The organism is Kitasatospora sp. NPDC059803 (genome assembly GCF_042732255.1).
In the GTDB taxonomy this organism is placed as follows: domain Bacteria; phylum Actinomycetota; class Actinomycetes; order Streptomycetales; family Streptomycetaceae; genus Kitasatospora.
Map to the genome: position 1 here is coordinate 1 of NZ_JBHWIJ010000234.1, position 13,753 is coordinate 13,753.

The 13,753-nt window shown below is 72.4% G+C and carries 14 protein-coding genes; 4 read left to right on the forward strand and 10 right to left on the reverse strand.

What is annotated here, in order from left to right; genetic code table 11:
- Positions 1-81: 81 nt before the first annotated feature.
- The 3 genes from ACFV6I_RS29270 to ssuE form a co-directional block, all read right to left on the reverse strand.
- Positions 82-2,649 carry an ABC transporter permease gene (locus ACFV6I_RS29270; protein WP_380428516.1) on the reverse strand — a complete coding sequence of 856 codons (2,568 nt, stop codon included), beginning with the start codon at positions 2,647-2,649 and terminating at the stop codon, positions 82-84.
- Positions 2,650-2,667: 18 nt separating this feature from the next.
- Entirely contained in the window at positions 2,668-3,456 is a 789-nt protein-coding gene (locus tag ACFV6I_RS29275; RefSeq protein ID WP_380343698.1) for an ABC transporter ATP-binding protein, read from the reverse strand.
- Positions 3,457-3,789: 333 nt separating this feature from the next.
- Positions 3,790-4,344, reverse strand: a complete 555-nt coding sequence (ssuE, locus tag ACFV6I_RS29280; RefSeq protein WP_063349116.1) for an NADPH-dependent FMN reductase — start codon at positions 4,342-4,344, stop codon at positions 3,790-3,792.
- A gap of 968 nt (positions 4,345-5,312) precedes the next feature.
- Here ssuE and ACFV6I_RS29285 point away from each other — a divergent pair.
- Both ACFV6I_RS29285 and ACFV6I_RS29290 read left to right on the forward strand, forming a co-directional pair.
- Positions 5,313-6,245, forward strand: coding sequence for an LCP family protein (locus ACFV6I_RS29285; protein WP_244293658.1), 933 nt, complete (start codon positions 5,313-5,315; stop codon positions 6,243-6,245).
- Positions 6,246-6,286: 41 nt separating this feature from the next.
- On the forward strand, positions 6,287-6,739 hold the full coding sequence (locus ACFV6I_RS29290; protein ID WP_063349114.1) for a hypothetical protein: 453 nt from the start codon (positions 6,287-6,289) through the stop codon (positions 6,737-6,739).
- A gap of 34 nt (positions 6,740-6,773) precedes the next feature.
- Here ACFV6I_RS29290 and ACFV6I_RS29295 read toward each other — a convergent pair whose 3' ends face one another.
- The 3 genes from ACFV6I_RS29295 to ACFV6I_RS29305 form a co-directional block, all read right to left on the reverse strand.
- Positions 6,774-7,331: a hypothetical protein gene (locus tag ACFV6I_RS29295; protein WP_380377338.1), complete on the reverse strand. Its 558-nt coding sequence runs from the start codon at positions 7,329-7,331 to the stop codon at positions 6,774-6,776.
- 214 nt (positions 7,332-7,545) lie between these two features.
- Positions 7,546-8,016 (reverse strand): NUDIX domain-containing protein, encoded by a 471-nt coding sequence (locus tag ACFV6I_RS29300; protein ID WP_063349112.1) that lies wholly within the window; start codon positions 8,014-8,016, stop codon positions 7,546-7,548.
- Between the two features lie 4 nt (positions 8,017-8,020).
- The gene (locus ACFV6I_RS29305) at positions 8,021-8,764 is read right to left on the reverse strand and encodes an XRE family transcriptional regulator (protein WP_380343694.1); all 744 of its coding nucleotides are present in this window, start codon (positions 8,762-8,764) and stop codon (positions 8,021-8,023) included.
- 55 nt (positions 8,765-8,819) lie between these two features.
- Between ACFV6I_RS29305 and ACFV6I_RS29310 the strand changes: the two genes are divergently transcribed.
- Positions 8,820-9,437 carry a hypothetical protein gene (locus tag ACFV6I_RS29310; RefSeq protein ID WP_380428518.1) on the forward strand — a complete coding sequence of 206 codons (618 nt, stop codon included), beginning with the start codon at positions 8,820-8,822 and terminating at the stop codon, positions 9,435-9,437.
- Between the two features lie 125 nt (positions 9,438-9,562).
- Here ACFV6I_RS29310 and ACFV6I_RS29315 read toward each other — a convergent pair whose 3' ends face one another.
- Positions 9,563-10,057, reverse strand: coding sequence for a peptidylprolyl isomerase (locus ACFV6I_RS29315; protein ID WP_063349110.1), 495 nt, complete (start codon positions 10,055-10,057; stop codon positions 9,563-9,565).
- Between the two features lie 148 nt (positions 10,058-10,205).
- On the opposite strand from ACFV6I_RS29315, the gene ACFV6I_RS29320 reads away from it, so the two are divergent.
- Entirely contained in the window at positions 10,206-10,598 is a 393-nt protein-coding gene (locus ACFV6I_RS29320; RefSeq protein ID WP_380428519.1) for a MerR family transcriptional regulator, read from the forward strand.
- 29 nt (positions 10,599-10,627) lie between these two features.
- Here ACFV6I_RS29320 and ACFV6I_RS29325 read toward each other — a convergent pair whose 3' ends face one another.
- From ACFV6I_RS29325 to ACFV6I_RS29335, 3 genes are all read right to left on the reverse strand, one after another.
- A complete protein-coding gene (locus ACFV6I_RS29325) occupies positions 10,628-11,077 on the reverse strand; it encodes a MarR family winged helix-turn-helix transcriptional regulator (RefSeq protein WP_063349108.1) in 450 nt (149 codons plus the stop codon).
- A gap of 74 nt (positions 11,078-11,151) precedes the next feature.
- Positions 11,152-12,744 (reverse strand): alpha/beta hydrolase, encoded by a 1,593-nt coding sequence (locus ACFV6I_RS29330; protein WP_380428521.1) that lies wholly within the window; start codon positions 12,742-12,744, stop codon positions 11,152-11,154.
- A 133-nt stretch (positions 12,745-12,877) separates the two neighbouring features.
- On the reverse strand, positions 12,878-13,546 hold the full coding sequence (locus tag ACFV6I_RS29335; protein ID WP_380428523.1) for a class I SAM-dependent DNA methyltransferase: 669 nt from the start codon (positions 13,544-13,546) through the stop codon (positions 12,878-12,880).
- Positions 13,547-13,753: the final 207 nt, after the last annotated feature.

Here is a 13,753-nt window from a genome sequence, read left to right on the forward strand (position 1 = left end):
GTGCTGCCCGCACCCGGCCCCTGCCCCCGTTCCCCCCTCGGCGGCCCCCCACCGCCGGGTCCTGCGGCCCGCGCCGCCCGGTCAGTCCGTCGCGATGGCCGCGAGGACGTTCATCCGCCCGGCCCGGAAGGCCGGGACGAGGGCGGCGACCAGTCCGATCACCACCGAGGCGACCAGCGTCACCGCGAGCGTGGTGGTCGGGACGGAAAGCGTGGCCAGGCCCTGGTCGCGCAGCACCCGCTGGGCGGTGACGCCCCAGGCCAGCCCGAGCCCGGTGCCCAGGACCGCGCCGAACACCGAGATCACCACGGCCTCCAGCCGGATCATCCGGCGCAGCTGGCGGCGGGAGAGCCCGATCGCCCGCAGCAGGCCGATCTCCCTGGTCCGCTCGACCACCGACAGCGCCAGGGTGTTGACCACCCCGAGCACGGCGACCGTGATGGAGAGGCCGACCAGGCCGTAGATCAGGTAGAGCAGGGTGTTGACCTGGGACTGCACGACCTCCTTGTAGCCGGCCTGGTCCTTGATGGTCAGCTGCGGGTACTCCTTGAGCGCGCCCTCCAGGGCGGTCAGCGTCTTCGCGACGTCGGCTCCGGAGGAGGCCTTGGCGAAGAACGTCCAGACCGGCGGCTGCTCGTCGGCGGGCACGGCCCTGGCCATGGTGTCGAAGTCGACGAAGGAACCGTCGCCGAACAGCGAGCCCTTCGCGAACACGGCGCCCACCGGCAGCACCTGGGTGCGGCCCTTGCCGTAGGCGACGGTCACCTGGTCGCCGACCTTCAGGCCGTGGTCCTTCGCGAAGGCCTCACCGATCCCCAGCTCGCCCCGCCCGATCGCGTCCACCGAACCGGCGGTGACCGGGAGGTGGAAGTCGGTGCCGAAGAAGGCGGGCGGCGCGGCGGTGAGGTTGGTCTTCGCGCTCCGGCCGTCCGGCAGCTGGAGCTTGGGGTTGAAGAACTTCTGGGTGGTGACGTGGTCGATGCCCGGGATCCGGCGGACGGCGTCCAGCATCTCGGGGGTGATCGAGGTGCGGCCGCCCTGGACGATGTAGTCCGCGCCCACCGACCGGTCGATCTGCGCGTTGGCCGAGGTGACCGTCGAGGCGCTGAACACCGAGGAGCCGATCACCAGCGCCAGTCCGATCATCAGCGCGGCGGCGGTGGCCCCGGTGCGACGCGGGTTGCGCATCGCGTTGCGCTGGGCGAGCCGGCCGGACGGGCCGAACAGCGCCGGCAGCAGCGCGCCCAGCACCCGCACCACGGCGGTGGCCAGCAGCGGGCCGAGCACCACGAAGCCGATCAGGGTGAGCAGCACGCCGAGACCCAGGTACTGGCCGCCGGTGGCCGCCTTCTGCGCCTGCGCGGCCAGCACCAGCAGACCGCCGCCGCCCGCCGTCAGGACGAGGCCGACCACCGTGCGGACCAGGTTGGCACGGCCCTCGGCCGGCGTGCCGTGGTCGCGCAGGGCGGCCATCGGCGCGATCCGGCTCGCCCTGCGGGCCGGGACCCAGGCCGCCACCAGGGTCACCACGATGCCCAGGGCGTACCCGGCGAGGAACACCGTCGGACCGATCTTCAGGTCGCCCGCGTCGAGCTTCATGCCGATCGCGTTCATCAGCTTGATCAGGCCGACCGCGATGCCCAGACCGGCCGCGACCCCGAGGGTCGAGCCGAGCACGCCGAGGATCAGCGCCTCGACCAGGACCGAGCGGTTCACCTGCCGGCGGCTGCCGCCGATGGCGCGCAGCAGGCCGATCTCCCGGGTGCGCTGGGCGACCAGCATCGAGAAGGTGTTGATGATCAGGAAGCAGCCGACGAACGCCGAGATGAGCGAGAAGCCGAGCATCGCGTTCTTCATGAAGCCGAGGCCGCTGCCGATGCTCTTGGTGTTCTCGTCCTTCTGCTCGGCCGCGGTCTTGACCTGGTAGCCGGCGCCCAGCTCGGCCAGGGCGTCGGCCTTCAGCCGGTCGTTGCCGCGGCTGCCGTCGCCGAACGCCTCGACCGAGGTGTACGCCTGCTCGCCGAGCAGCACCTGCTGGGCGGTCGGGGTGTCCAGGAAGGCCAGCGCCGCACCGGGGTTGGTGGTGGTGAAGGAGGCGATGCCGGAGATCGTGAACTCGTGTCGGCCGTCGGCGTTGTCGACCCGGAGCTTGGCGCCGAGGCCGAGCCCGGCCTTCTTCGCGGTGTCCGCGTCCAGCACCAACTCGCCCGCGTTCCGCGGGACGTGGCCCTGGGTGAGGCGCACCGCGCTGCGCGGGGTCTCGGTCCAGTTGCCGACCAGGGTCGGCGCACCGGAGGTCGGGCCGACCAGCTTGTTGGTGGCCGGGTCGACCAGGGTCGCGTTCTCGACCATGACCTGGCCGACCGCCGACTTCACCCCCGGCACCGCGGCGAGCTGCTGTGCGGCCGCCACCGGGACGGTCCGCGGCTTGTCTGAGGCCTGCTGGTCGTCGTCCTCGGCCGGCTTGGGCGGCTGGACGGAGACGTCGGAGGCGGTCGCGGCGAACAGCTTGTCGAAGGTGCTGGTCGCGGTGTCGGAGAAGACCAGGGTGCCGGAGACGAACGCGACCGACAGCATCACGGCGATCAGGGAGAGCACCATGCGGCCCTTGTGGGCGAAGAAGCTCCGCAGAGCGGTCTTGAGCAGCATCTGTCCCGTCCCGCCCGCTCAGCTGGTCCGCTTGCCGTCGAAACGGCGCATGCGTTCGAGGACGGAGTCGGCGGTGGGCGCGTGCATCTCGTCGACGATCAAGCCGTCGGCGAGGAAGAGCACGCGGTCCGCGTAGCCCGCGGCGACCGGGTCGTGGGTCACCATCACGATGGTCTGGCCCAGTTCGTCGACCGAGCGGCGCAGGAAGGTGAGCACCTCGGCGCCGGCCCGGGAGTCCAGGTTGCCGGTGGGCTCGTCGCCGAAGATGATCTCGGGCCGGGCGGCCAGCGCCCGGGCCACCGCGACGCGCTGCTGCTGACCGCCGGAGAGCTGCGCCGGGCGGTGCTTGAGCCGGCCGGCCAGGCCGACGGTCTCCACCACCTGGTCCAGCCAGGCCTGGTCCGGCCGACGGCCGGCGATGTCCATCGGCAGCGTGATGTTCTCCAGCGCGGACAGCGTCGGGAGCAGGTTGAACGCCTGGAAGATGAAGCCGATCTTGTCCCGGCGCAGCCTGGTCAGCTGCTTGTCCTTGAGGCCGGTGATCTCGGTGTCGCCGATCCAGATCCGCCCGGCGCTGACCGTGTCCAGGCCGGCCAGGCAGTGCATCAGGGTCGACTTCCCGGAGCCCGACGGGCCCATGATCGCGGTGAAGCGGCCGCGCTGGATGTCGACGTCCACCGCGTCGAGCGCGGTGACCCTGGTCTCGCCCGCGCCGTACGCCTTGCTGACCCGGCGGGCCGCGGCGGCGACGGCGGGCGCGCCGTCGGGAAGCTGGGGGTCGTACACGGCTGTGGCTGCCGTCGTCACTGGAGTCTCCTAAGAAGTGGGCCCGACCGTCGACCCCGGCCGGCCCCTCCGTGCGCGGGCATGCCCCAGGACGCGGGCATGGCGCAGGAAGGGTCGTCGACCGGGAGTTGACCCCACCCACCGGGCCCGGCGGGCGCCGGCTCCCGGGAGAACCTCGCCCCTCGTCGGCACGAGCGGGGACGTCCACAACGTTATGAGCAACGGCGGGCACGCTCGTCATCCGCCGGAATGAAGCCGCCCGACCAAGGATCTACGGGGCGCGGCGCCCCTCCCCCTAAGGGGTGCCGCGGCCCGTCTCGGGGACGCCCCGTACGGGGTCCGGGCCCCGGTTCCTCAGCCGGTCAGCGCCGGTGCGGCCAGCCGCTCCAGGGCCTGCGCGAAACCCTCCACGACCGGGGCCAGCAGGGTGTCGGTCTCGCGCTCGACCAGGGTCGTCCCGTCCTCCCTGGTGGTGATGTGGCGGTCGAGCACGAACCAGCCCTGGGTGATGTGGCCGGCGCCCATCGAGCTGAGCACCGGGCGCAGCGCGTAGTCCACCGCCAGCACGTGCGCGGGCGAGCCGCCGGTGGCCAGCGGCAGGACGGCCTTGCCCGCCAGCGCGTACTGCGGGAGCACGTCCAGCAGGGCCTTCAACAGGCCCGAGTAGGCGGCCTTGTAGACGGGGGTGCCGATCACGACGCCGTCCGCCCGGGCGAACAGCTCGGTCACGGCGACGATCTCCGGGTGGTCGAAGTCGCCCGACAGCAGCGCGTGCGCGGGCAGGCTGCGCGCCTCGAACGGGACGACGTGGTGGCCGCGGGCCTCCAGCCCGGCGTCGACGTGGCGCAGCAGGCGGGTGGTGCGGGAGGTCGCGGACGGGGAGCCGGAAACGGACAGGACGGTGGCCATGGGGTTCACCTTTGGCTGGAGGCGGGGGCGGCGCGACGCGGCGCAGGAGGACCGCTGCGGGTCGGAGCCCGGGAAGGTGTTTCGACGTGCTCGACGCGTTCGACTTACTTCGACGTGCTCGACGCGTTCGACGCGTTCGGGGTGAGGTGCTCGGCGCGGGTGGGGGTGACGCCGAGGTGGTCCGGTGGGCGCGCTTCAGCCGCGACAGAGCGAACAGGCCACACCACGCCGCAGATCGACGTGCCGCCGACGCGTGAGTGCCCAACGCTGATCCATACCCGAAATGCAAACACGCTGCGTTCGAACCGGTCAAGAATCGTTTCGCCAGTTGAACGGCGGGTGACGTGACGCGTGGTGACCGGGCTCACGTCGACCCGGCGCCCGCGCCGCCCCGCCCCGTCCCGCCCCACCGTCGTACGGCCGCGCGGAAGTTGCGGCGGAACGATCCGACCCGTGCATCAAAACTGCTACAAGCGACCTGGTGAGTACCCCGGGGGGAGTCAGCACGAGCGGGGTCGGGCATCCTCGACGACATGAACACGTGGCAGGAGGGCCGCCCGGGAGGCGGCGGGAACCCGTACCGAGACGGGAACCCGTATGGGGGCGGCGGCAACGGCGACGCGTACGGGCGCGGCGGGGGCGGCGGGGCGGCCGAGCCGCCGCTGCCGTCGTCGATGAACCCGCGCGGGCCGGGTGCGCCCGCGCCACGACAGCCGGAGCCGTCCCGGCTCGGCGGCGTCCCGCCGCAGGGTCCGGGCGGGCAGCCCGGCGGCCGCCCCGGGGGGCCTGGTGGGCCTGGGGGCCCCGGTGGTCCTGGTGGTCCTGGTGGTCCTAACCGCCCCGGGGGTCCCGGACGGCCGGGTGGGCCCGGGGGCCCGGGCGGCGCCCAGCCGGGCGGTATACAGACCAAGCGGTGGCCGCGGCGCCGGATCGTCAAGTGGTCGGTCTTCGGCCTCCTGATCGCCGTCATGGTCACCGCCGTCTCGACCTGGTTCTGGGCCGACTCCAAGCTCAACCACGAGAACGTGCTCGCCGACTACCCCGGCCGCCCGCCGGCCGGCAAGGGCACCAACTGGCTGATCGTCGGCTCCGACAGCCGCCAGGGCCTCACCGACTCGGAACAGGACGACCTGCACACCGGTCACGACACCGAGGGCAAGCGCAGCGACTCGATGATGGTCCTGCACGTCGGGGACAACGGAAACACCCTGATGAGCATCCCGCGCGACTCCTGGGTGCCGATCCCCGAGTACAAGAGCAGCAGCGGCAAGACCCTCAAGGGCACCACCTCGAAGATCAACTCGGCCTTCGGCAACGGCGGCGGCCGCCTCCTCGTCCAGACCGTCGAGCTGAACACCGGCATCCGCATCGACCACTACGCCGAGATCGGCTTCGCCGGCTTCGTCGGCATCGTCGACTCCATCGGCGGCGTCGAGATGCACATCGACCAGGACCTCAAGGACAAGGACTCCGGCCTCGACCTCAAGGCCGGCGACCAGACCCTCAACGGCAAGCAGGCCCTCGCCTTCGTCCGCCAGCGCCACCAGATGGCCGACCAGGACCTCGGCCGGATGCGCAACCAGCAGAAGTTCCTCGGCGCCCTCGCCCACCAGGCCGCCTCCCCCGGCACCGTGCTGAACCCGTTCACCTTCTACCCGCTGGTCGACTCCGCCCTCGGCACCCTCATCGTCGACGACGACGCCGGCCTCACCGACCTCGGCTCGCTCTTCCTCGCCATGAAGGACGTCAACGGCGGCGGCGGCAAGACCCTGACCGTACCGATCGGCAACCCGGACTACCGGACCAAGACCGGGGAGTCGGCGGTGCTGTGGGACGCCGCCAAGTCCAAGCAGGTCTTCGACGCCTTCAAGAACGACACCGCGGTACCGGACATCAAGTAACGCCCTGTGACGTGAAGTAGCCGCGCCGCCACAATGGGTGGATGTCACTCGTCACCGCCCTCGTCTACCGCCGCCGCCACCGCCTCCTGGGCCGCCTGGTCCAGGAGGCGCTCGCGCTCTACGGCATGGAGGTGCCCGCCGCCTGCGAGATCGGGCCCGGGCTCGTCGTGTTCCACCGCGGCTTCGGCACGGTGCTCCACCCGTACACCACCCTCGGCGCCGGCGTGACGCTCTACAACGGGGTCACCATCGGCCGGGCCGACCCGTGGGTGCCGCAGGAACGGAGCGCCATGCGGCGGGTGGTGGTCCAGGACGGCGCGGTGCTGTGCGCGGGCGCCAAAGTGGTGTGCAAGGAGGGCGTGCTCACCGTCGGCGCCGGCACCGTCATCGGCGCCAACGCCGTGCTCACCCGCTCCACCGGGCCCGGCGAGATCTGGGCCGGCGCCCCCGCCCGCAAGGTCGGCCTGCGGGACGGGGCCCGGACGGCGGCCTGACCAGCCGACGGGAGCAGGCCCGTACCGCAGTCGCCTAGCCCGCCTGCGGGAGCAGGCCGGTGCCGCACTCGGGGAAGCGGACCAGCCACTCCCCCTCGCCGCCGGCAGCCTCGGTGGCGCCCGCGTAGCCGTAGTGGATCAGCCGCCCCTCGCCGCCCGCCAGCCAGCGGGCGCCGGTCAGGTGCACGGTCAGGGCCGCCGGGCGGTGCGGATCGGGCCGCTCCAGCACCAGTTCGTGCTCGGCCTCGCCCGGCCGGAAGGCCACCGCGGTCTCCGTGGTCGGCCGGCGCGGGCTGCCGCCCTCCCGGTACGTCCAGTACGCGGCCACCGTCACCGTGAGCGCGCCGTCCACCCCGCCGGTGCCCGGCCGCACGTACTCCTCGTCCGGCACCCAGCGCGAGTGGTGGCGGATCTCCTCCGGCCCCCAGCGCTCGTCCCAGCGCACCCAGTAGCCCGCCACCCGCTTGACCGTCATGACCTCGCAGGCGACCCGCACCGCGATCCGCGCCGGATTGACCGGCTCGCACGAGGCGAGCGAGACCACCGTCACCTGCTCGTACGTCACCGCGCCGTCGTCGGCGTCCTGTTCCATCGGTGAACCACCTTGCCGGAGTGTCGAGTTCGCCGCGGCTCCGACCGCGCACGGAGAGCCTAGAGCGACCGCGCCGGCGCACGCAGTGATTGCCCGGTTCCGGCCCGCCCGCCCACCCACCCGGCTACCCTGCCCCCGCACTCCGCCAGGCAGCCGAGCCTCGGGGCCGGTGAACCGCCGCTCGGTGCGGGCGCCGTCCGGCGCCTCGGCAGACCTAGCCGAGGTAGGGAATCGCCCTGTTCGCCAGGAAGTGCTGAAGCCGGAGGCGCTGAGTGTGGTGCATCGGCAGCCCTTCGATGTCGCCCGGCGCCACGAACCGGACGTCCGTGGACTCATCCGAGATCCGCAGTTCCCCGCCCGTGATGCGCGCGGTGAAGCAGACGTTGAACTGCTGCCGGACTTCGCCGTCCGAGTAGGCGATCACGTGCCGGGGGTCGGTGTACGTGCCAACCAGCCCAGTGATCTCGACGTCAAAGCCGGTCTCCTCGCGGACCTCCCGAACGGCCGTGCCCGGGAGCGACTCACCAAGGTCCATCGTTCCACCCGGCAACGCGTACAGCCCGTTGTCGGTGCGTCGTTGGAGGAGGATGCGCCCTTCGTCGTCCGTCACCACGGCGGACGCTGCCACTACCAGCCGATTCGGTTTGGGCGCGTCGGGATCGTCGTAGAACTCGGTCCGTGCCACGTGATCAGCTCTCCTCAACCGGTCGGGCGGTGCTCCACACTGCGTCGAAGCTCGCAGCATAGGTGTCGAACAGCGTCCCCAACCCGGTCCGGCGCAGGTGCCACACCGGGGCTCCGAAGGCATTGACTCCCCACACATGCGCGTTCACCAGCACCTGGTCGTCCGCCCGGTAGAGGCTGTTGTACAGCGTGGTTCCGTGGGTGCGGATCTCGATCCCCGGCGTGCCGAGCAGCGGGCGGTAGTGCAGGAGGGCAAGCCGGCATCGGGACTCGATACCGTGACCGAACTTCTCCTCCTCTCCGCGCCGACTGACGTTCCCGCTGTCGGCGTCGCCGAGTGCGATCCGAACCGCGCAACCATCGGCAGCGCGTTCCCGAAGCAGATCGTTCAGCCGGGGGTACGCCTCGTGGAGGAAGACAGCAGCGTAGACAAGCACGTCAATGCGTTCGGCGGCCTGCCCGAGCAGGCTCACGAAGACGGATACCGGCAGGTCGGCGCGCTGTTCGTAGAGCGCCACCAGTTCAGGGCTCATCGCCCTTGCGGCACGTGGCTGCCGCAGACTCGGCCACAGTGCGAACATGTCTTCCCCCAGCGCTTCGGCCGCCAGACGGGCCGTCGCCAACCTGGGCGTCCGGTTCTGATTGGCCCATCGCTCAACCGACTTGATGTCCACGCCGACCTTGCCCGCCAGAGCGGCGCACGTCCAACCAGCCGACGTCATAACGGCTTTCAGCCTCTCGTTCGGCATCTCGCCTGCCTCCCCGCAAAGCCGGACTCCTACAGGGACGTTGTACCGCCGGGTGTTGGAGGTCGGCACCGGAACCGGGTGGAATGCAGCGCTCCTGTCTCACCGGCTCGGTTCGGACAACGTCGTCACGGTGGAGGTGGACAAGACCAGCGCCGGCGACGCGCAGTGTCGTCTCTCGCGAGCCGAGTACTACCCGACGTCCGCGCACGGCCGGTTCGTCGGGTCGTCCGCCTTCATGCGGCGGCGTCGGCAGCGCGCCTCCCGGCCGAACAGCCTGGAGTACCTGTCCGGGCCATGGCCGGCGGACGGGACCGAGTCGACTACAGGTGTCTCCCCGGACGACGTTGGCAGTTGGCTGGCCATGTTCGCCGTTGGGGTGCAGGTGCCCGGGGTGTTCCCGCTGGTTGAGCGGTACGCCGATGGCACGTACACGTTGTGGCTGCACGACACGGCCATCACGTCGTGGGCCACCGTCGACTGGGAGCCTGGCCGGCACGACTACGAGGTGGTGCAGTCGGGCCCCCGGAGCCTCTGGGACGAGGTGGAGGAAGCCTGGCACTGGTGGTGCCGCCACGATCGACCCGGCTTCGACCGCTTCGGCCTCACCGTCACACCCGGTAGTCACACTGTGTGGCTCGACAGCCCAGAGAATCCGATACCGCTCCGAGGCTGACCGCCGTCCCGCCCGCCTCAAGCCCGGAACCGTACCGAGAACTGCCACCGCCCCGGGGTGGGAAGTCGACTGATCAGACTTCCGCGGCCGGGGCGGTGTGCGGTTTCGAACTGGTGAACCGGTGACTACTCGACGATGCCGGACTTGGCGATGGTGACCTTCGCCGAGGTGCGGCCGCTCTGCGAGCCGAGCTTCTCGACCGCCGTCACGACGTCCATGCCCTCGACGACCTCGCCGAAGACGACGTGCTTGCCGTCCAGCCAGTCGGTGACGATGGTGGTGATGAAGAACTGCGAGCCGTTGGTGTTGCGGCCGGCGTTGGCCATCGACAGCAGGCCCGGGCGGGTGTGCTTGGCCTGGAAGTTCTCGTCGGCGAACTTCTCGCCGTAGATGCTCTTGCCGCCGGTGCCGTTGTGGTTGGTGAAGTCACCGCCCTGCAGCATGAACTGCGGGATCACGCGGTGGAAGCCGGAGCCCTCGTAGCCGAAGCCGTTCTGGCCGGTCGCGAGCTCGCGGAAGTTGCGGGCGGTCTTGGGGACGACGTCGTCGTACAGCTTGAAGACGATGCGGCCCGACGGAACGCCGTCGATCTCGATGTCGAAGAAAACGTTGGAAGCCATGCAGGGATCATGGCACGACCCGTCGGCCGACGCGCGTCACCCCCGGTCCGGCGTCGGGTGGCGGTCCCGTGTTATCCGGCCGGTGCGAGGGCCGCGGAAGCTAACATCGGCGTCAGGTTCAAGCGGTCACGGCGACGGGGTGGGCGGCATGCGGATCGGTGAACTGGCCCGGCGGACGGGCGTGAGCGAGCGCTCGCTGCGCTACTACGAGCAGCAGGGCCTGCTGGCCGCCCGGCGGACCGACGGCGGGCACCGGGAGTACCCGGAGCCGGCGGTGGACCGGGTCGTGCTGATCCAGGAGCTGTTCGCGGCCGGGCTGCACAGCCGCACGATCTACAAGATCCTCCCCTGCATGCGCGACTCCGACGGCGGCCCGAACGAGGTCGCCACCCCGCTGCTGGTCGAGGAGCTGGCCTCCGAACGGGACCGGATCGACCGGATGGTCACCGACCTGCTCCGCTCCCGCGACGTGCTGGACGAGGTGATCGCGACCGCCTCCGGCCGGCCGCGGGCCGGGGCGGCGGAGGCCGACCCGGTGTAGCCGACGCGGTGTAGCCCCGGGCCCGGGGCTCAGGCCTTCAGCTTGCGCCAGACCGCCTCCAGGGCCGCGATGTCGCCCTCGTCGAGCCGGTCGGTGAAGACCGGCGCGAGGACGGCCCGCCGGGTGGCGTCGGCCTCGGCGAAGGCGGCGCGGCCCTGCCCGGTCAGTTCGATCCGCACCGACCGGGCGTCGGAGGCGGAGGGCGTGCGGGCCACCAGGCCGCGTGCGGCCAGGGCGTCGACCACCCGGGAGACCTGGCTGCGGCTGAGCATCGTCTTCGCGCCCAGGTCGGAGGCGGCGACCGGCTCCTGCTGCCCGTTGAGCCAGAGCATCACCTCGAACCAGGACAGCGACAGCCCGTGCACCCGGGTGAGCTCGCGGTCCACCTGGGCGGCGAGGGTGGTGCCGGCCCAGACCAGGCCGTAGAAGGCGTGGTCCCGCTCGGACAGCGGGCCCAGGGAGAGGTCGGCACGGTTCATGACGTTCATCGTACCGAGGTGCGTGCGCGTGCACGGATTCCGCGCACGCGCACGACCAGGGCCGCCGGGCAGGGCTAGAACGCCTGGTGGTCCGGCTCGCAGACCGTGCCGGGCGGCGGGATCTCACCGCTGACCAGGTACCGCTGCTCGCGGTTCCAGGCGCAGGCGCTCGGGTTGCCCAGCGCCGTGTGGCCGTAGCCGTGGACGGTCAGCAGGCGGCCGCGGGCGAGGGTGTCGGCCAGCGCGCGGGAGCCTTCGTAGGGCCAGGCCGGGTCGCCGGTGAGGGCCACGACCAGGATCGGCGCGGAGGTCGGCCGGTTCCACGGGCCGGTGTAGCGGTCCCGGGCGGCCTCGGCCGGCCAGGCGGCGCAGCGCTGGTTCTGCCAGACCAGGTACGGGCCGGTGGCGCCCGCACGGGCCCGGGCGAGGGCGGACAGCGCCGGGTAGGTGGTGTCGGCGGCCGGGTCGGCACCGGAGGCGGGCGGGTTGACGGTGTCGGCGCAGAGCGCCCCGAGGGTCTGCGCCTGCTTGGGCTGGCCGCCGGTCGGCAGCGGCGCCGAGGCGTCGGGGGCGGCGGTCCACAGCTGCTGGAGCAGTCCGCCCAGCGCCGGCCAGCCGGTGCCGGGGGCGTTCGGCACCGGGGTGGCGGCGTAGAGCATCGGCAGGACGGTGGAGGCGGTGGAGGCCTGGTCGAAGGTGACCGCCGCCGACGGGGTACCGAGCGTCACCGGCGTCCGGCCGAGCCGGTCGAGCAGTTCGGCGAACTTGGCGCGGGTGGCGTCCCGGTCCGCCGCCGCGAAAGCACAGGCGGTGGGGCCGGCGTCGGCGCACTGGTCGAGGAAGGCGTCCAGGGTGCGGGCGCCGGCGAGGTCGCTGCCGGTGCGCAGGAACGGCGGCAGGGCGCGCTGCTGCGGCGAGCGCCCGGTGGACCAGGCGACCGGGTCGGGGGCGCTGTCCAGCACCATCGCGCGCACCCGGGTCGGGAAGAGGTTGGCGTAGGTGGTGCCCAGGTAGCTGCCGTACGAGGTACCGAGGTAGCTCAGCCGGCGGTCGCCTACGGCGGCGCGCAGCAGGTCCAGGTCACGGGCCGTGTCGGCGGTGGACAGGTGGGCGAGCAGGCCGGTCCGCTCGTTGTCGGCGCACTGGCGGCCGAAGCGCGCGTACGTCGTCGCCCAGGCCGACTCCTGGGCGGCGCCGACCGGGTAGCCGGCCGGCAGCCCGGCGAGCAGGCCCTGCTCGGCCGCCGCGTCCGGGAAGCACTGCGGCAGGGTGGAGTCGCCGACGCCGCGCGGGTCGAAGCCGACCAGGTCGAACCGCTCCCGCACCTGCGCCGGGAGCATCCCGTACACGACGGGCAGCGCCTGGGTGCCGGGCACGCCCGGGCCGCCGGGGTTGAAGAACAGCGAGCCGATCCGGTGCGCCGGGTCGGTCGCGGGGTGCCGGATGACGGCCAGCTCGACGGTGCGCCCGGCCGGGTCGCGGTAGTCCATCGGCACCGTGGCGCGGGCGCAGTCGAAGTCCGGTACGCAGGACCGCCAGTCCAGCCGGGGCACCGGCGCCGCCGGGGCCGCCGCCGCCGAGGCGGCCGGGGCGAGACCGGCCAGCAGCAGCCCGGCGGCCGCGGCGGCACCGGTTCTGAGCGCGGAGGTGAGGCGGGGTCGGGGCATGGGGCAGGGCCTCCCGTTTCGGTGGACTGACGTGCAGTCACCAAGGTTCGGGGCAACCGCTGTCAGACCTCTCACACCCCACCGGAACCACTGTCATGCCGCTGTCACCACCGCCCCAGGCGACTCAGACGACTCAGGCGGGCTTGCGGGCCAGCAGGTAGGCCTGCGGGGTCGGCTGCACGCCCTCCTCCGGCTCGCGGAGCGTGCGGGAGGTGAGCCGCAAGCCGGCCGCGCGGACCAACTCCGCGATCCGGTCGGGCTGCTGGCGGCGGAAGTCCAGCGTCACCGGGTGGCCGAAGGGCTGGTCGATCCGCAGCGGCTCGTCCCCGACCTGGAAGGCGAGCAGCAGGTGGCCGCCCGGGGCGAGCACCCGCGCGAACTCGGCGAACACCTCCGGCAGGCGCTCCGCCGGGGTGTGGATGATCGAGTACCAGGCGACCGCGCCGGTCAACTCGCCGTCGCGCAGCGGGAGGTCGAACAGCGAACCCTCGGCGAAGTCCAGCCCGGGGTACGTCGCGCGGGCCAGCTCGACCATCCTCGGCGACAGGTCGATGCCGCGGACGTCGAGGCCGAGGCCGTGCAGGTGGTGCGTCACCCGGCCGGGGCCGCAGCCCAGTTCGGCCACCGGGCCGTCCGCGCGCCCGGTGCGGACCGACTCGGCGCGGACCAGATCGGCGAAGGCCGCGAGCACCGCCCGGGACAGCGGTTCGCCGGCCAGTTCGTCGCGGAAGCGGTCGGCGTAGTCGACGGCGATGGCGTCGTAGAACGACCTGGTCGTGGTGAGGAAGTCCGGCTCGGTCATGGTCCGGCACCCTACTCGTCACCGCCGGCTCTAGGACGTGGCCGGCTCCAACTCCCGCTCCGCCACCGCCTGGTCGCCGCTCGTCTCGCCGGTCGGGCGGAAGCCCAGGCCGGTGTAGAAGGCGGCGGGGGGCCCCCGGCGGGGGGGGTTAGTGTAGGGGGGGGGGGGGGCGCCCCGGCCGCGGGGGAGGGGGCCTCACAGGCTGAG